Raw genomic sequence first — 16,436 nt, 5'->3', positions numbered from 1 at the left:
TCCCGTGCCCACCACCCCCACCGCCGACGTCGCGCACGTCGACTTCGAGCAGCTGCTCCGTGGGGTCGACCTGCGCGTGACGCGGCCGCGGCTGGCTGTCCTGCACGCCCTGCACGACACCCCGCACGCCGACACGGGAACGATCATCGAGCAGGTGCGCACCCGGCATACCTCGGTCTCCCACCAGGCGGTCTATGACTGCCTCAACGCCCTGACCGACGCCGGCCTCGTGCGGCGCCTGCAGCCCACCGGCTCGGTGGCGCGCTACGAGCTGCACGTGGGGGACAACCACCACCACGCCGTATGCCGGGGGTGCGGCTCGATCACCGATGTCGCCTGTGCGACCGGCCGGGCCCCCTGCCTGCATGCGGAGGACCCGAAGGGCTTCGCTGTCGACGAGGCCGAGGTCATCTATTGGGGGCTCTGCCCGAGCTGCCAAGAAGCCGCTGCCGCAACGGAACTCACTGAAGCCACCCCATCCGGACAATCCACCAGCACCGCAACAGGAAATGAGAAGGGACGCCGATGACCGTCAACGACAACAGGACCGACGACGCCGAAGTCAGGGAGATGAACGACAGCCCCGCCGCGGAGAGCCGCATCTCCGAGGGGACAGGCGGCTGCCCCGTGGCCCACGGCGGCGTCGCGGCGCACCCGACGCAGGGTGACCCGAACCGTGGCTGGTGGCCCAACCGCCCCAACCTCAAGATCCTCGCCAAGAACCAGCCGGTCACCAACCCGCTCGGTGACGAGTTCGACTACGCCGCAGCGTTCCAGACGCTCGACCTCGCCGAGGTCAAGCGCGACATCGAGCAGGTCCTCACGAGCTCGCAGGACTGGTGGCCCGCCGACTTCGGTCACTACGGCCCGTTCATGATCCGCATGGCCTGGCACAGCGCCGGCACCTACCGCGTCGCGGACGGTCGCGGCGGCGGTGGCACCGGCCAGCAGCGCTTCGCCCCGCTCAGCTCGTGGCCCGACAACGGCAACCTCGACAAGGCCCGTCGCCTGCTGTGGCCGGTCAAGAAGAAGTACGGCCAGAAGCTCTCCTGGGCCGACCTCATCATCCTCACCGGCAACGTGGCCCTCGAGACCATGGGCCTCGAGACGTTCGGCTTCGCCGGCGGTCGCGTCGACGCGTGGGAGCCCGACGACGACGTCTACTGGGGTCCCGAGACCGAGTGGCTCGGCGACGAGCGCTACACCGGTGAGCGCGACCTCGAGAAGCCGCTCGCCGCGGTCCAGATGGGCCTCATCTACGTCAACCCCGAGGGCCCGAACGCCAACCCCGACCCGGCGCTGTCGGCCGTCGACATCCGCGAGACCTTCGGCCGGATGGCGATGAACGACGAGGAGACCGTGGCCCTCATCGCCGGCGGTCACACCTTCGGCAAGACGCACGGCGCCGCTGACCCGGGCGCCTACGTCGGACCCGAGCCCGAGGCGGCAGCTCTCCACGAGCAGGGCCTGGGCTGGAAGCAGACCTACGGGTCCGGCAAGCTCCAGGACGCCATCACGAGCGGGCTCGAGGTCACCTGGACCACGACGCCGACCCAGTGGGGCAACGGCTTCTTCGACAACCTCTTCGGCTTCGAGTACGAGCTCACCCAGAGCCCGGCCGGCGCGTCGCAGTGGGTGGCCAAGGACGCCGACGCCATCATCCCGGCGCCCGACGAGGGCGGCGCCAAGCGTCTGCCGACGATGCTCACGACCGACCTCGCGCTCCGGGTCGACCCGGCATACGAGCAGATCTCGCGCCGCTTCCACGAGAACCCGGCCGAGTTCGCCGACGCGTTCGCGCGGGCCTGGTTCAAGCTGACCCACCGCGACATGGGCCCGGTCGACCGCTACCTCGGTCCGGAGGTCCCGTCCGAGGAGCTCCTCTGGCAGGACCCGATCCCCGCCAACGAGCTCGGCACGTCCGCTGACGACATCGCCGCTGCCAAGGCTGCGATCGAGGCTTCCGGTCTCACCGCGACGCAGCTCGTCAAGGCCGCATGGGCCGCGGCCGGCAACTTCCGCAGCAGCGACAAGCGCGGTGGCGCCAACGGCGGTCGCATCCGCCTCGAGCCGCAGCGCAGCTGGACCGTCAACGACCCGCGCGAGCTGGCGACCGTCATCAGCACGCTCGAGGAGATCCAGGGCAGCACCAACGTGTCGTTCGCGGACCTCGTCGTCCTCGCCGGCAACGTCGGTGTCGAGCAGGCCGCTCGCGCCGCCGGTGTCGAGGTCGAGGTGCCGTTCACCCCGGGCCGTGGCGACGCGACCCAGGAGCAGACCGACGTCGAGTCCTTCGCCTGGCTCGAGCCGACCACGGACGGCTTCCGCAACTACGAGCTGCGCGACAGCCGGCTGCCGGCCGAGTACCTCCTCATCGACCGCGCCAACCTGCTCGGGGTCTCCGCTCCGGAGCTCACCGTGCTCGTCGGTGGACTGCGGGTCCTCGGCGCCAACGCCGCGGGCTCGACGGCCGGGGTCCTCACCGACCGTGTGGGAACCCTGACCAACGACTTCTTCGTCAACCTGCTCGACCTGGGGACGACGTGGACGCCGGTCGAGGGCACCGACTCCTACGTGGGTCGCGGTGCGGCCGGCCAGGAGTGGACCGGCACGCGCGCCGATCTGGTCTTCGGGTCGAACTCCGAGCTGCGTGCCGTCGCCGAGGTCTATGCCTCCGACGACGCGGGCGAGAAGTTCGTCCACGACTTCGTCGCCGCCTGGGCCAAGGTCATGGACGCCGACCGCTTCGACGTCAAGAAGTAGCAGGCGCCTCAGCACCCACCGCACCACCTCGATGTCCTGCCAGACGCGCGCCCAAGGCCGCGTCTGGCAGGACATTGCCGTTGGCGCCTCCCCGGGGGAAAATGGCACCGAGGTGAGCCCCATGGTCACTACCCTCGGCATGGTCGCGTTGGCGCTGCTCGCTGCGCTGTTGGCGGTCGTGGTGGCCCAGCGGGCGCGTCGGCCGGCGGAGCCGCTCCCGCCCGTCCTCCTCGGACTGGAGCTGGCCCGGATGGCCAAGCACGTGCGACTGGTCGAGGAGAGCGACCAGCCGTGGAAGGCCGAGCGGCTGGCCGCCACCACCCTGGCCTACGACCTGGTGCTGCGGGACTACTGCCGCAGCGTCGACCTCCCGGTGCCCGAGGGGCGCGGGTCCCTGTCGCGCAGCCAACGGTTCGAGATGGAGTCAGCGCTCATCACCCACGGCCACGACTGGTGACCCTCTCGTTCGGCGCGGTTCGGGGCTGGCTCGCGACCATTTCGCCGCGCTGACCTGCCACGATGGCGCACATGACCCGACTTCGCTCCACCTCACCGCAGGCTCGTGGCTGGACGCGCCGCCGCGCCGGCAAGGGCTTCACCTATGTCGACGACAGCGGCAAGCGCCTGCCGGCTGAGGAGGTCGAGCGGATCAGGTCCTTGGCCATCCCGCCCGCATGGAGGGACGTGTGGATCTGCTCGGTCCCCAACGGGCACCTCCAGGCGGTCGGCACCGATGACGCCGGACGACGGCAGTACCTCTACCACCCCGACTGGCGCGCCAAGCGTGACGCGATGAAGTTCGACCGCATCCTCGAGGCGGCCGCCCAGCTGCCTGCCGTCCGCCGTCGCGTCACCCGGGATCTGGGCCTCGACGGTATGCCGCTCGAGCGGGCCGCCGCGGTCGCCGTGCGCCTGCTCGACCTCGGCTACTTCCGTATCGGCAACGACGTCTACACCGATGCCAACGGCTCCTTCGGCCTGACGACCCTGGAGCGCCAGCACGTCCGCAAGGGCCGGGAAGGGCTGCAGTTCTCGTTCACCGGCAAGAGCGGCATCGACCAGCAGGTGACGATCCGCGACACGGACGTGGCCGACGCCATCACCGAGATGCGCCGTCGCCGAAGCGAGTCGAAGCGGGTGCTGGCCTATCGGACCGACTCCGGTTGGTCAGACCTCGTCTCCTCCGACGTGAACGCCTATCTCGCCGAGGTCTTCGACGCCGAGGTCACCGCCAAGGACTTCCGCACCTGGCACGCCACCGTCCACGCGGCTGCTGCGCTGGCGACCTCGCCGGAGCCGGGCGACACCAAGACCTCGAGGCGCCGCGCGGTCAAGGACGCGGTCCAGCAGGTCGCCGACTACCTCGGCAACACCCCGACGATCGCCAAGAACTCCTACGTGGACCCGCGCGTCCTCGACCGCTACGACAGGGGCGAGACGATCTCGATCCCCAAGGCCACGAGTCGCGACCCGATGAGGCGGCAGGAGAAGATCGAGAAGGCCGTCCGCACCCTCCTCAGCTGAGGTCGAGCAGGAGCCGCGCAGCTCCCCACGTGGCCGCGGCGAGGGCGAGCACGAACGTTGCGACCCAGACGAACATGGGTATGCCGGTCAGCTGCCTGAGCACCGCCGCGTCACTTCCGCGGTCACGTCGGCCGTGGACCGAGGTGAGGGCGCCGAGGTGACGCCAGGCGCCGACGAGCAGGACGAGGCCGGTCGTGACGACGGCCAGGATCTGGACCTCGTCGTTGCGCCACCACCAGAGGGCGCCGATGCCCAGCCCGGCCGCCGTGACGGTGGCGAGTGTCCCGGCGGAGCGCACGAAGACCAGCACGACGACCAGGCTGAGCAGGCACGCGAAGAGGAGCGCAGCGGCATACCCCGTCGTTGCCGACCACACCATGAGCAGGCCGACGAGCGCCGGCATCGGATAGCCCGCCCACGTCGTCGCGATCCGCCCGACGCCGCGCGCCGGACCGACGGTGACGGCGTGGCCGGACATGTCGCCGCGCACGACGAAGCCGGTGAAGCGGCGGCCGAAGGCGATCCCGACGAGGGCGTGACCGAGCTCGTGGACGAGCGTGACGGCGATGCGTAGCCGCAGCCAGATCGTGGGGACGAGGACGACGGCCAGTGCGGCGAGGAGGGCGGCGGCCAGGGCGCTGGGGTGCACACCGGGTGCGGCTGGCCCCAGGCGCGACGAGAGCTCGGTGCCGATGTCCATGGGCGGTGAGCGTAGGCGGGTGGGCTGTGCGCGTTGACCGGGACGCGCGCTCAACGCATCAAGAGCCCTGGCGGAGTCTCTCCAGGCACAGGCACAGGCACAGGCACAGGCACAGGCCCAGGCCCAGGCCGGGACTCGCGAGCGCGACGTGATCGGATGGGCGGGTGAACGACGCACCGACCATCGACCCGTGGCTCAGCGGCACGCTCGACCTCGACGCCTATCTCGCGCGCATCGGTGTCGGTGCCGCAGAGATCGAGTCGCCGAGCCTCGACGCCCTCACTCGGCTGCAGACGGCGCACGTCCGCACGTTCACCTTCGACAACCTCGACGTCCTCCTCGGCACCCATCCGGGCGTGAGCCTGCCAGCGATCCAGGCGAAGTTCGTCGGGCGAGGCCGTGGCGGCTACTGCTTCGAGCACGCCTCCCTCTTCGCTGCCGTCCTGGACAGGCTCGGGTATGCCGTGACCCGTCACCTTGGTCGGGTCGGCGACCCGCAGGTCGCGCCCCGCACCCACCTCGTCGTGGTGGTCGACCTCGGTGGGGAGCGGTTCGTCTGCGACCCCGGCTTCGGCCGGTCCTCGCTGGCCCCGCTCCCGCTGGTCGACGGCGCCGACGTGACAGCGGAGGGGTGGCGACACGGCATACGCAAGATCTCAGACGGGGGAGCTCCGGCGTGGGAAGTGCTGCGGCACACCGGAGACGAGTGGGAGGTCATGCACACGGTCGACTCGTTGCCGGTGCGCCCGGTCGACGTGGCGATGGGCCACCACTGGACGAGCACTCAGCCGACGAGCCACTTCATGACCTCGCTCATGTGTGTCGCGCACGGCGTCGACTCGGACGGCACCGCGCTCATCGCGGCCCTGACCGAGCACGCCGTCACCATCCGGCGCCCCGGACGGCCGACCGAGCACCGAGCCATCACCGCGGAGGACTTCGCGACCCTGCCCGAGCTCGTCGACAGCCTCGGGGCGAACCTCACCCCGCCAGAGGGTGCGGCGCTCGTCGACGTCGTCCGTCGGCTCCGCTCGTCCGGGTGACGAACCTCTAGCCGGCCTCGACGCCGACGGTCTGCACCGCAGGTGCGCGGACGGCGTACGGGTGGGCCTCCTCGCGATCCTGGAACGCGAGGATGGCCGGGTTGCGGATCTCGCCGTCCTGGATCTCGATGGCCCGCTCGATGGTCGTCTCGGCCGCCCACGCGTCCGGGCCCGAGAGGACCGTGCGCAGGTGCGGCAGAAGTGCCTCGCTGTTGACCCACGTCGCCGAGTTCCAGAGGTAGGACGGCGTGTGGTCGACGGCGTAGTACGTCATGTTGTCGCCGACGACGAAGGTCGGGTCCTCGAAGCTCGTCGGCCGGGCCCAGCTGAAGCCCATGCCCTCGTCGCACGAGACGTCGACGATGAGACTGCCCGGACGGAACTTGTCGAGGTCCTCCTCCTGGAGGAAGGTCCAGGGCGACGAGGTGTCCTGCAGGACGCAGTTGACGACGATGTCGTTGTCGGCGAGGTAGGACGCGAGGGGGATGCGCCCGTCGTTGGTGACGGCAACCGTCCTGGACGGGTCCTCGTCGTCGTGGTCGAGGTGCACGATCTGCACCGAGTGGATCGGTGACGCGACGGCGGCGACCTTGCGGCTCGTGAGGACCCTGACGTCGTCGATGCCCTGCGCGCTCAGGGCGGTCACGGCGCCACGGGCGGTCGCTCCGAAGCCGATGACGACCGCGCGGAGCCTGCGACCATAGGTCCCGGTCGTGCCTGAGAGGGCGAGCGCGTGCAGCACCGAGCTGTATCCCGCGAGCTCGTTGTTGAGGTGGAAGACGTGGAGCAGGAAGCTGCCGTCACGGGCCCAGTGGTTCATGGCCTCGAAGGCGATGAGGGTGAGCCTCTTGTCGATGGCCTCCTGGGTCAGCTGCGTGTCCTGGACACAGTGCGGCCACCCCCAGACGATCTGCCCATCGCGCAGCTCCGCGAGGTCCTCGGCCTGCACCTTGGGCTGGAGGATGATGTCGCACTCGGCAATGAGCTCGGATCGCGTCCGGATCCCACCGAGCAGGCCGGCCAGGGTCTCGTCGGAGACGCCGAAGGGCAGCCCGTAGCCCTCCTCGACGAAGATCTGGGCTCGCAGCTCCGGGTCGATCCGGTCGATGTGGTCCGGGTGGATCGGGAGTCGGCGCTCGTTCTCCTTGCGGGAGTGGGCCATGACGCCCAGCGTCAGCAGTGGTGTGGAGCTGGTGTCAGCGCTTCTTGCCATGCAGCGTCGTCTCGATCCCGGTTGACTCTTGGCCCTTGGCCTTCTTGTCGGCCCGCTTCTCCTTGATGGACTTGCCGGACTTCTTGGAGAGGGCGTGGCGCGGTGACTTGTCGGACATGATGAGTCCCTTGATGGGGAGACCCGAAGGGTCCCGCTGCTTCCGGAGCGTACGCTCTCTCCTTCGCTGGGGCGCGCGTGCGGGGCTCCGCGCCGCGCCCCAAGCCGTCGAGAGGGAAGAGGCAGGCCGTGACAGGTGAGACCGTGAGAGCCCTGGACCGCAAGCTGGCCACGATCGCGGCGGGTGGCTACACCCCCGACGACTTCATCATCGCCGATGCCAAGGATGCCGACATGGCGTTCGGGGCGGCCGCTGCGGGAGCAGCCGGAACGGCCGTGGACCAGGTTCCACCACGGCTGCGCTCACGCCAGGAGTACCTCAGCGCGATGTCCGCCCTGGTGCGGGAGGAGCGGGTCGACATCATGCTGACCTCCGCCTCCAACGGCGAGCAGCTCGTGCGGAAGGGCGTGCTGGAAGGCTCACCGGTGACGTTGGCCGTGCGCGCCAACGACACCACCGACATCTGGAACCAGCGAGGCGGGGGCTACCCGAAGCACCCCTCGCGGCCGTTCCGCTCGGCCGACCTGCAGGCGGTCCGTGGGCTCTGTGACCTCGTGTTGTACTCGGTCACCTTCAACAACGACCGCGACCTCGACCTGGCGACCCTCGAGGCGTACGCCCGGTTCCGGGACGATGCCCACACCGCTGGCCTGCGTCACTTCCTCGAGGTCTTCAACCCGAACGCCCCGATCGGACTGTCCGCGCCCGACGTGGGGACCTTCGTCAACGACAGCATCGTGCGGACCCTGGCGGGACTGACCAGCGCCGAGAGGCCGCTGTTCCTCAAGATGGCGTTCAACGGGCCCGCCGCCCTGGAGGAGCTCGTTAGCTGGGACCCCGCCCTCGTGGTGGGCGTCCTGGGTGGGTCCGCCGGCACGACGCGGGACACGTTCGAGCTGCTGCAGCAGGCGGAGCGCCATGGTGCACGAGTCTCGCTCTTCGGGCGCAAGATCCAGCAGGCCGAGTCACAGGGCGACCTGGTGCGGTTGATGCGCTTGGTGCTGCGCGGGGACCTGAGCCCCGCGCAGGCAGTGCGCGAGTACCACGACGCGTTGGACACACTGGGTCTGCAGCCGCGGCGCAGCCTGGACGAGGACCTCCTCGTCACCGAGCCCGTGCTCGAGCAGGGCTGAGGCGGCTGTGTCCAGGTCCGGGGTGCTGTGCGTCGGCTCGACCATCGTGGACGTGGCCAAGGTCATCGACCACTACCCCGAGCAAGAGCGACTGACGCTCATCCGGGACGTCTCGTTGAGCACCGGTGGACCAGCGCTCAACCTGGCGGTGGATCTGCGTCGGCTCCACGCGCCGTTCCCACTCGGGCTGGTCGGCGTGGTCGGCGACGACGCGCATGGTCGGCTGGTGCGCGAGGCCTGCGTCGAGCTCGACATCGACGCGAGCGGGCTGCGGACGGCACCGGGTGTGGCCACCTCGTTCACCGACGCGATGGTGGTGCGCGACGGCGGCAGTCGCACGTTCTTCCACCACCAGGGAGCCAACGCCCTTCTCGGAGTCGAGGACGTCGACCTCGCCGGCTCCGGCGCCAAGATCCTGCACGTGGGCGCACCCGGGCTGCACCCGCGGTTGGACGCACCCATCGACGACGGCGGCAACCACTGGGCCACCCTGCTGCGGGCAGCTCAGTCGGTGGGCCTGCTCACGACCATGGAGCTCGTCTCGCTGCCGGCCGCGCAGATACGTGAGGTGGCCCTGCCGTGCCTGCCTCACCTGGACTTCCTGGTGATCAACGAGATCGAGGCCGCCGCCCTCACCGGGGTGTCGATCGAGCCCCTCGACGCGGACGGCCGGCTCGACTGGTCCGCCTACGAGTCCATCGCGAGCCGACTCGTCGAGCTCGGCGTCTCGCGGCTGGCGGTCGTGCACTTCCCGGCGGGATGCGTGGGCGCTGCCCCCGGAGGACTCCTCTGGCGACGGGGATCGGTGCACCTGCCCCGCTCGTCGGTCCGCAACGCGACGGGAGCCGGTGATGCCTTCGCCGCGGGAGTGATCTACGGGCTGCACGAGGAGCTGCCGGTGGACCAGTGTCTGCGGCTCGGCGTCTGCGTCGCCGCAGCGAGCCTGCAGGGCGCCGGGACGTCGGACGGCGTGCTGCCCGTGGCCGAGTGCCTCGCCCTGGGGGACGAGCACGGCTTCCGCGCCACCTCCGGACCCACCGCACCCCGCCGGCCCGAGCCGGGTGGGCGCGGAGGTCAGTAGGCCTGCATCCCGGTCCCCTTGCGGGTCGTCGCGGTGAGGAACGCGTGCCAGTGCGACTGCGACGTCGTCAGCGTGCCGCCCATGCCGATGCGCGCGAGCACCTCGTTGGAGTGCTGGGTCGTCTCCGCGCCGTAGACGCCGTCGATCCCGGTGCCCTTGGCCCACACGTAGTTGAGCATCGCCTGGATCGAGTAGGTCTGGGTGCCGCTCTTGGAGAGCACCGACAGGCCCGCCCCCGAGCGGGAGTTGTCGACGTGGAAGTGGTTGTGGTGGGCGGTGTTGTAGAGGTAGGTCAGCGTGTGCTCGAAGTGCATGTGCAGGCTGGCCGCGGCCGCCCAGTACTGCACGCGCACGCCGGTGAGCTCGGTGCCGGTCCACGCCTTCCAGGTGTCGTAGCGCGCGGAGAAGTGCCGGGTGCCGCCCGTCCAGGCGCTGGCGATGTCGAACGCACGACCGTAGTTGTGCAGCGAGACGCACCCGTCGCCACGGTCGACGTAGGCGCCGTAGGAGTCGATGCGATCCATCGCCGGGTAGGGCGTGTTCGCGTCCCAGAAGCTCTGCCACACCTTGAGCCGCGAGTGCATCGTCGTGTTGAACCGGAAGCTCGCCGCCGCACTCGTGGGCTCGTAGGCGAGTGCCGCCGAGTTGATCGTGCTCTGGTAGGGCATCGTCGTCTCGGTGACACACGCCGCGAGCGCCCCTGCGGCAGAACGTCGTTCGTCACCCACCGGCCCGGTCCCGCGGGGCCTGGCGTATGCCGGCGTGGCAGCGACCGCTGCGAAACCGGCGGCCGTGAGCCCACCGAGGTTGAGGACGGCGCGACGGTCGATGGGGCGTCGCGGCTGGGGGATGGTCTGCTCGCTCACGTCTGGCTCCTGACAAGGGGGTGCTGGGACGGACGCTTTCAGGCTAGGGCGGCCGTGGAGTTCCTGCCACTTATGAGCGATGAGCAGCCCGACCGTGGGAGAAATTCACGTGCGGGTCCTTGGCGCGTGTTGGAGCGGCTACCGCACCGTAGGCGGGGTGATCACACCACCTGCGGTGCAGTAGCTGGTGCTGCAACCCCCGCGAGGAAGTCAGGTGCGGGGGGTGGTTTGGCTGATGTGGGTGGCCAAGGCGGTGCGGAGGCGGGCGGCCTTGCGCGTGCGGAGCAGGCCGACGAGCTCCTCGTGCTCGCGGGCCAGGTCGAGCATGTGCTCGCGGGTCGTCGCCTCTCCCAGCCGGCCTAGCCGGACGAAGGCGCCCAGCTGACCGAGCATCCGCGACAGCGTCGGCATGCGCGCGACTCCGGCCAGCGTCAGGTGGAACTCCTCGTCGAGGCGCAAGAACGTCTCGGCCTCGCCGGCGTCGGCGGCGCGGCGCTGCTTGAGGAGCAGCAGCTCCAGCCGGTCGAGATCGTCCTCGTCGCGCACCTCGCAGGCTGTCTCGGCCGCAGCCCCCTCGAGGGCGACGCGCAGGGTCGTGATCTCACGACGGTGCTCCGGCGAGACGTCGACGACGAGCAGCTGTCGGCGTGGCCCGGTGCGGAGGAGTCCGTCGCTCTGGAGGCGGCGCAGCGCCTCGCGCACTGGAGTGCGTGACACCGAGTGCTGCCCGGCCAGGGCGACCTCGTCCAGCAGGGCCCCCGGTGCCAGGGCTCCGGACATGATCTCGGCAAGGACTGCCCCATGCACGCGGTCAGCCTTGGTCGAGGTTCCGGAGGACACGGGCGCAGACCCTACTTCGCGAAGATCTGCGACTCGTCGGCGAACGCCTTGAACTCCATCGCGTTCCCGGAAGGGTCGAGGAAGAACATCGTCCACTGCTCGCCGGGCTGACCCTCGAACCGCAGGTAGGGCTCGATGACGAACGTCGCCCCGGCGGCCTTCATCTTCTCGGACAGGTCGTGGAAGTCCTCCACCGAGAGGACGGCGCCGAAGTGCGGCACGGGCACCTCGTGAGAGTCGACATGGTTGTGGCCGGCCGGGCCGGGGTGGACCGCCACCTCGTGGGTCACGACCTGGTGACCATAGAAGTTCCAGTCGATCCACTGCTCTGCCGAACGACCCTCTGACAGGCCGAGGACTCCGCCATAGAACTTCCGGGCCGCGGCGACGTCGTCGACGGGGATGGCGAGGTGGAAACACGGACGAGCGGTCACGGCATACTCCCAAGTTGTTGTGTGCAAGTGACTCGAATGTATACATAATCCCCTCGACGTGGCAAGGGCCGGGCGCGTAGCGTCGTGTCCGTGACCTTCGACGTTGCGGGCGAGGCGTACGGCCGGTTCATGGGGCGCTACTCCGAACCGCTGGCGACGGTGTTCGCCGACTGGGCCGGGGTCGGGCGAGGCGATCGCGTCCTTGACGTCGGCTGCGGACCAGGCGCTCTCACGGCGGTGCTGCGGGAGCGCACGGCTCCGGGCAACGTCGCCGCGGCCGACCCGTCGGCTCCCTTCGTCGAGTCCATCCGCAGCCGCTTCCCCGACCTCGAGGTGCACCGCTGCCCCGCCGAGCAGCTGCCGTTCGGTGATGCGCAGTTCGACCGGGCCCTGGCCCAGCTCGTCGTCCACTTCATGCAGGACCCCGTCACCGGCCTGGCCGAGATGGCCCGGGTGACCCGGCCGGGCGGCACCGTCGCGGCCTGCGTCTGGGACCTCGCCGGCGACCGGTCACCGCTGAGCACCTTCTGGTCGGCGGCGCGACGTCTCGACCCCAGCGTGGCCGACGAGTCCGAACGGGCCGGCGCTCGCAAGGGACACCTGGCCCAGCTCGCCACGGAGGCCGGCCTCACTGAGGTGGAGTCGTCCGAGCTGCGGGTGGTCGTCACGCACCCGTCTTTCGAGGAGTGGTGGGAGCCCTACACGCTGGGCGTCGGCCCGGCCGGTGACCACATGGCCTCCCTGGACCCGCGGGCTCGGGACGACCTGCGCGAGGAGTGCCGCAGCGCCCTCCCCGACGGCGCCTTCGACGTCACCGCGGTCGCGTGGGCCGTGAGAGGGCGCGCCTGACCGCCCACTTCCCGACCTTGCCCTTGTGCACGGGCAGGACGCACGCAAAGGTTGGGACAGGCAACCCACCTCGACCAAGGAGTCCTCATGGCAGGAACGACCCGCACCGCCTCGAACCACTGGGAGGGTGACCTCTTCAGCGGCAACGGCCAGGTCACGCTCGAGTCATCCGGCATCGGCACGTTCGACGTGAACTGGCCCTCACGCGCCGAGGAGGCGAACGGCAAGACGAGCCCCGAGGAGCTCATCGCCGCGGCGCACTCGTCGTGCTTCAACATGGCCTTCTCCAACGGGCTCGCCAAGGCCGGCACCGCGCCGACCACGCTCGACACGACCGCCGCCGTGACCTTCGTGCCCGGGACCGGCATCACCGGCATCGTCCTCAAGGTCGTCGGCGCCGTGCCCGGCATGTCCGCCGAGGACTTCCAGGCCGCGGCCGAGGACGCCAAGGCGAACTGCCCCGTGAGCCAGGCCCTCAGCGCCGTCCCCATCACCCTCGAGGCCACGCTCTCGGAGTGACTACACGCCCGCGCGTCGAACGGCTCGGCCTCGCCCTCATCAAGGGCACCCGCCACACCGACCGCGACGAGATCGAGCTCGGCGAGCATGGCCCCGTCGGCGACCGCACCTGGTGCCTCGTCGACGGGGCCACTCGACGCGTGCTGCGGACCGTCGAGAACCCCTCTCTGTTGCAGCTCGTCGCCCGAGACCTTGGCGACCGGCTGGCCCTCACGACACCCGACGGGCGCACGACGGAAGCAACGACGGAGGACGCCGCGGACGGCATACACGTCGCTGACTACTGGGGACGTGGCGCGCGAATCCGGCTGCAGGACACCGCACTCAGCGCCGTCCTCTCCACGCACCTCGGTCGCGAGGTGACCTTGGCGCGCGCCGAGCGGGGCGACGTGGTCTATGCCGACCCGATCTCGATCGTCACCACCGGCGCGTTGCGCCGCCTCTCCGAGGCGATGACCAGCAGGGGGTATGCCGTCCCGCCGGCTCTCGATGCCCGCTTCCGCGCCACGGTGACCGTGGATGCGGACGAGGACCCGGGTCCGGGGGACCGGCTGCAGCTGGGCGAGGCGGTGGTCGAGGTTGGCGAAGCGCTGGAGCGGTGTGCCGTCATCGACCTGGATCCGCTGACTGGAGAACGCAATGCGCGTCTCCTGGAGCACGTCCGTAGTCCTGATGGGCGCCTGCTCTTCGGGTTCGGCGCCCGCGTGGTGACACCCGGCGTGGTGCGTCGCGCCTGATCGAACGCCCCGCTGATGTCAGGACGCCTGCTCGGCGACCTGCTGGGCCACTTCGAGCGCGGCCCGGCGAGCGGCTCGGCTGGCGCCGATGGTGCTCGCCGACGGTCCGTAGCCGATGAGGTGGACCCGCGGGTCACGGACAGCGGTGGTGGCAGCCTGGACGTTGCCCGGCACGCGCTCCAAGGGGATGCCGCCACGGGGACCACGGAGGCTCAGTGGCTCCAGATGATCGACGGCAGAGCGGAATCCGGTCGCCCACAAGATCACGTCAGCAGTCTCGACCGTGCCGTCCGCCCACTGTGCGCCGTCGGCGACGAGGCGCTCGAACATCGGCCGCGGGTCGTCGTAGGCCCCTAGCCGCAGCGCCTCCTGCTCCTGCTCGCGCAGCATGAGCCCGGTCGCACCAGCCACGCTCGTCGGTGACAGGCCCGCCACGACGCGCTTCTCGACCTCGGTCACGATCTGCAGGCCGGTCTGCGGCCCGAACTCCTCGGTGCGCCACCGGGGAGGGCGGCGGGTCACCCAGACGAGGTCGGCGACCGGGGCTAGCTCGCCGATGAACTGGACGGCTGACGCGCCCGCGCCGACGACGAGGATGCGCCTGCCCCGCAGCTGGTCGAGGCCGGGGTAGGTCGCAGTGTGGAACTGCCCGCCGCGGAAGTCGTCGACACCCGGGTAGCGGGGCCAGTTCGGCCGGGTCCACGTGCCCGTGGCATTGACGAGCGTGCGGGTCCGCCACTGACGGTCTCCGGCGTGGACGACCAGCAGGTCACCCTCGCTCGTGACCTCGGTGACGTCGACCGGCCGGACGACGCGCAGTCCGTTCCGCTGCTCGTAGTCCGCGAAGTAGGTCGGGATGGCGACGTTCGCCCTGTGCGCGGAGCGGCCGGGTGCGGGTTCGCCGGGGAGATCGGCGACGCCGTGGACGTCGTGCATCGAGAGCGAGTCCCACCGGTGCTGCCAGGCCCCTCCGGCTCGGGGGTTGGAGTCGAGGACGAGGTGGTCGACGCCTCGCTGGGTCAGGAAGTAGGCCGCTGCCAGTCCGCCCTGGCCAGCGCCGATCACGATCGAGTCCCACACCTCCACGTCGTCATCAACACGCTTGCCTGTCTCGGTATGCCGTCCTTCTCGCCTTCGTCACAGATGGCGATGCACGCTCAGTTGCTGGGACGGCACCGCCTGAGCTCGCTACCGACGGGCCCGGGCGGGTCGGTCATGCACTGGACCGCGCCGTGGCCCGAGCGGTTTGACGGCACCGCCGGAGAAGCCGCGACGGGCTCGCGAAAGGTGAGCGGACGGCATACCGGCCGGTGTGGCCATGTCGCCTGGTTCGACCGGGTGGGGCTGGCGTCGGCCACGGATGGCAACGACAGCGACACGTGGTCGCAACACTGCACGCTCCGTTCGGTCGAGACTGCCAACAGGGCTCGGACGCGTTGGGCAGGTGATGCCAATGAGGGGCATGCGGACGACGCAACAGACTGCTCGGCACACCTGCGAGAGCCTCAGCCCCAGAGGCGCTCCGGCACCAGAGGACCTGCCATGACCCGATCGCGTTCCCCCTTGACCACCCTGACCGCGCCGGGACGACTCAGTCGCCGCGCCGCCACCACCCTCGCCTTCGCCTCTGTCTCCGCCCTTGTGCTTGCCGGCTGCGGCGGCGGCGAGGAAGGCACCGACGGGGCCGACGGTGGCGACGGAGGTGATGGCAAGGCAGTCGTCGCCGCCATCTTCTCCGGGCCGACCAACGACGCCGACTACAACGCCGTGGGCCTCGCGGCCCTCAACGCCGCCAAGGCCGCGGGCGCTGAGGTCTCCTTCACCGAGAAGGTCGCCGTCCCCGACGTCGAGGCCCGCCTCACCGAGGCCGTCGGTGACGGCGCGACGGTGGTGTGGACCCACGGTTCCCAGTTCTACGACGCCACCGCCAAGGTCGCCAAGAACAACCCGGACGTCAACTTCATCGCGGAGTACGACGGCGTGCCCAAGGACCAGCCGGCCAACGTCTGGACCATCGACCGCCAGTTCCACCTCGGCTTCTACGGCATCGGGGTCCTCGCCTCGAAGCTCAGCAAGACCGGCACGATCGGCTACGTCGGCGGCCTGTCGCTGCCCTTCTCGATGGCCGAGGTCCACGCCATGGAGCAGGCCGTCAAGGACTCGGGCGCATCGACCGCCATCAAGCCCGTGTGGACCGGTGACTTCAACGACGCGGCCAAGGCGCAGCAGTTCACCACCCAGCTCCTAGGGCAGGGCGCCGACGTCATCGTCGGGTCGCTCAACGTCGGCTCGACCGGCACCTTCCAGGCGTTCGAGGGCCGCGCGGCCGGCGATGGCTGGGTGACCGCGAAGTACACCGACAAGTCCGCAGCGGCTGGTGAGCACTACGCGGGCAGCGTCGTCTACGACTTCGAGAAGCCCCTCGCCGACGTGCTCGCCAAGATCAAGGCCGGTGAGGAGAAGGGCAACTACCCCCTCGGCTTCGACACCGGTGTGACGATCAAGCTCGCCGAAGGCGTCCCCGCCGACGCCAAGGCCGCCGTCGACAAGGCCATGGCGGACGTGAAGGCCGGGACGGTCAAGGTCGAGCTCAACACCGCGAAGATCGGCTGACCG

The 16,436-nt window shown here is 70.2% G+C and carries 18 protein-coding genes; 11 read left to right on the top strand and 7 right to left on the bottom strand.

All coding sequences use genetic code 11. The features are described from left to right. Positions 1-4: 4 nt before the first annotated feature. The 4 genes from ACFQW8_RS07370 to ACFQW8_RS07355 all read left to right on the top strand — a co-directional run bounded on the left by ACFQW8_RS07370 (position 5) and on the right by ACFQW8_RS07355 (position 4,287). Complete coding sequence (locus ACFQW8_RS07370; protein ID WP_380086334.1) at positions 5-529, top strand: Fur family transcriptional regulator; 525 nt, start codon at positions 5-7, stop codon at positions 527-529. After that, on the top strand, positions 526-2,763 hold the full coding sequence (katG, locus tag ACFQW8_RS07365; protein ID WP_380086333.1) for a catalase/peroxidase HPI: 2,238 nt from the start codon (positions 526-528) through the stop codon (positions 2,761-2,763). The genes ACFQW8_RS07370 and katG overlap by 4 nt, the downstream gene beginning before the upstream one ends. 121 nt (positions 2,764-2,884) lie before the next feature. Then, positions 2,885-3,220 carry a hypothetical protein gene (locus ACFQW8_RS07360; protein WP_380086332.1) on the top strand — a complete coding sequence of 112 codons (336 nt, stop codon included), beginning with the start codon at positions 2,885-2,887 and terminating at the stop codon, positions 3,218-3,220. A gap of 71 nt (positions 3,221-3,291) precedes the next feature. Beyond that, positions 3,292-4,287, top strand: a complete 996-nt coding sequence (locus tag ACFQW8_RS07355; RefSeq protein WP_380086331.1) for a DNA topoisomerase IB — start codon at positions 3,292-3,294, stop codon at positions 4,285-4,287. On the opposite strand, the gene ACFQW8_RS07350 is transcribed toward ACFQW8_RS07355, so the two are convergent. Continuing rightward, complete coding sequence (locus tag ACFQW8_RS07350) at positions 4,280-4,987, bottom strand: M50 family metallopeptidase (protein ID WP_380086330.1); 708 nt, start codon at positions 4,985-4,987, stop codon at positions 4,280-4,282. The genes ACFQW8_RS07355 and ACFQW8_RS07350 overlap by 8 nt on opposite strands. A 164-nt stretch (positions 4,988-5,151) precedes the next feature. Between ACFQW8_RS07350 and ACFQW8_RS07345 the strand changes: the two genes are divergently transcribed. Then, positions 5,152-6,030, top strand: coding sequence for an arylamine N-acetyltransferase family protein (locus ACFQW8_RS07345; protein ID WP_380086329.1), 879 nt, complete (start codon positions 5,152-5,154; stop codon positions 6,028-6,030). Positions 6,031-6,037: 7 nt separating this feature from the next. Here the strand turns inward: ACFQW8_RS07345 and ACFQW8_RS07340 are convergent, their stop codons facing one another. Both ACFQW8_RS07340 and ACFQW8_RS07335 read right to left on the bottom strand, forming a co-directional pair. Beyond that, a complete protein-coding gene (locus ACFQW8_RS07340) occupies positions 6,038-7,243 on the bottom strand; it encodes a N(5)-(carboxyethyl)ornithine synthase (RefSeq protein WP_380086328.1) in 1,206 nt (401 codons plus the stop codon). After that, on the bottom strand, positions 7,227-7,361 hold the full coding sequence (locus ACFQW8_RS07335) for a hypothetical protein (protein ID WP_380086327.1): 135 nt from the start codon (positions 7,359-7,361) through the stop codon (positions 7,227-7,229). Before ACFQW8_RS07335 ends, ACFQW8_RS07340 begins: the two co-directional genes overlap by 17 nt. A 128-nt stretch (positions 7,362-7,489) precedes the next feature. Here ACFQW8_RS07335 and ACFQW8_RS07330 point away from each other — a divergent pair, with 128 nt between their 5' ends. Together ACFQW8_RS07330 and ACFQW8_RS07325 are read left to right on the top strand one after the other, a co-directional pair. After that, the gene (locus ACFQW8_RS07330) at positions 7,490-8,494 is read left to right on the top strand and encodes a hypothetical protein (protein WP_380086325.1); all 1,005 of its coding nucleotides are present in this window, start codon (positions 7,490-7,492) and stop codon (positions 8,492-8,494) included. A gap of 7 nt (positions 8,495-8,501) precedes the next feature. Continuing rightward, positions 8,502-9,575, top strand: coding sequence for a carbohydrate kinase family protein (locus tag ACFQW8_RS07325; RefSeq protein ID WP_380086323.1), 1,074 nt, complete (start codon positions 8,502-8,504; stop codon positions 9,573-9,575). Here ACFQW8_RS07325 and ACFQW8_RS07320 read toward each other — a convergent pair. From ACFQW8_RS07320 to ACFQW8_RS07310, 3 genes are all read right to left on the bottom strand, one after another. Continuing rightward, the gene (locus ACFQW8_RS07320) at positions 9,569-10,441 is read right to left on the bottom strand and encodes a hypothetical protein (RefSeq protein WP_380086322.1); all 873 of its coding nucleotides are present in this window, start codon (positions 10,439-10,441) and stop codon (positions 9,569-9,571) included. The genes ACFQW8_RS07325 and ACFQW8_RS07320 overlap by 7 nt on opposite strands. A 210-nt stretch (positions 10,442-10,651) precedes the next feature. Continuing rightward, a complete protein-coding gene (locus tag ACFQW8_RS07315) occupies positions 10,652-11,281 on the bottom strand; it encodes a GntR family transcriptional regulator (RefSeq protein ID WP_380086321.1) in 630 nt (209 codons plus the stop codon). Between the two features lie 11 nt (positions 11,282-11,292). After that, on the bottom strand, positions 11,293-11,715 hold the full coding sequence (locus tag ACFQW8_RS07310; protein ID WP_380086320.1) for a VOC family protein: 423 nt from the start codon (positions 11,713-11,715) through the stop codon (positions 11,293-11,295). A 90-nt stretch (positions 11,716-11,805) separates the two neighbouring features. On the opposite strand from ACFQW8_RS07310, the gene ACFQW8_RS07305 reads away from it, so the two are divergent. The 3 genes from ACFQW8_RS07305 (at position 11,806) to ACFQW8_RS07295 (ending at position 13,820) form a co-directional block, all read left to right on the top strand. Beyond that, on the top strand, positions 11,806-12,564 hold the full coding sequence (locus ACFQW8_RS07305; RefSeq protein ID WP_380086319.1) for a class I SAM-dependent methyltransferase: 759 nt from the start codon (positions 11,806-11,808) through the stop codon (positions 12,562-12,564). Positions 12,565-12,651: 87 nt separating this feature from the next. Then, the gene (locus ACFQW8_RS07300) at positions 12,652-13,083 is read left to right on the top strand and encodes an OsmC family protein (protein WP_380086318.1); all 432 of its coding nucleotides are present in this window, start codon (positions 12,652-12,654) and stop codon (positions 13,081-13,083) included. Then, entirely contained in the window at positions 13,080-13,820 is a 741-nt protein-coding gene (locus ACFQW8_RS07295; RefSeq protein WP_380086317.1) for an MOSC domain-containing protein, read from the top strand. The genes ACFQW8_RS07300 and ACFQW8_RS07295 overlap by 4 nt, the downstream gene beginning before the upstream one ends. Before the next feature lie 18 nt (positions 13,821-13,838). Here the strand turns inward: ACFQW8_RS07295 and ACFQW8_RS07290 are convergent, their stop codons facing one another. Then, on the bottom strand, positions 13,839-14,906 hold the full coding sequence (locus ACFQW8_RS07290; protein ID WP_380086316.1) for an NAD(P)-binding domain-containing protein: 1,068 nt from the start codon (positions 14,904-14,906) through the stop codon (positions 13,839-13,841). A gap of 477 nt (positions 14,907-15,383) precedes the next feature. Between ACFQW8_RS07290 and ACFQW8_RS07285 the strand changes: the two genes are divergently transcribed. Further along, positions 15,384-16,433, top strand: a complete 1,050-nt coding sequence (locus ACFQW8_RS07285) for a BMP family ABC transporter substrate-binding protein (protein WP_380086315.1) — start codon at positions 15,384-15,386, stop codon at positions 16,431-16,433. Positions 16,434-16,436 lie beyond the last annotated feature (3 nt).

The organism is Knoellia altitudinis (assembly GCF_042666355.1).
Classification (GTDB): Bacteria; Actinomycetota; Actinomycetes; order Actinomycetales; family Dermatophilaceae; genus Knoellia; species Knoellia altitudinis.
Note: the sequence above shows the minus strand (reverse complement) of the source record. Positions and strands in the feature narration are given on the sequence as shown.

Excerpts from the sequence above, each read along its gene's own strand:
- katG (WP_380086333.1), top strand. The coding sequence starts at position 526 with ATGACCGTCAACGACAACAGGACCGACGACGCCGAAGTCAGGGAGATG.
- ACFQW8_RS07360 (WP_380086332.1), top strand. The coding sequence starts at position 2,885 with ATGGTCACTACCCTCGGCATGGTCGCGTTGGCGCTGCTCGCTGCGCTG.
- ACFQW8_RS07355 (WP_380086331.1), top strand. The coding sequence starts at position 3,292 with ATGACCCGACTTCGCTCCACCTCACCGCAGGCTCGTGGCTGGACGCGC.
- ACFQW8_RS07350 (WP_380086330.1), bottom strand. The coding sequence starts at position 4,987 with ATGGACATCGGCACCGAGCTCTCGTCGCGCCTGGGGCCAGCCGCACCC.
- ACFQW8_RS07340 (WP_380086328.1), bottom strand. The coding sequence starts at position 7,243 with ATGGCAAGAAGCGCTGACACCAGCTCCACACCACTGCTGACGCTGGGC.
- ACFQW8_RS07335 (WP_380086327.1), bottom strand. The coding sequence starts at position 7,361 with ATGTCCGACAAGTCACCGCGCCACGCCCTCTCCAAGAAGTCCGGCAAG.
- ACFQW8_RS07300 (WP_380086318.1), top strand. The coding sequence starts at position 12,652 with ATGGCAGGAACGACCCGCACCGCCTCGAACCACTGGGAGGGTGACCTC.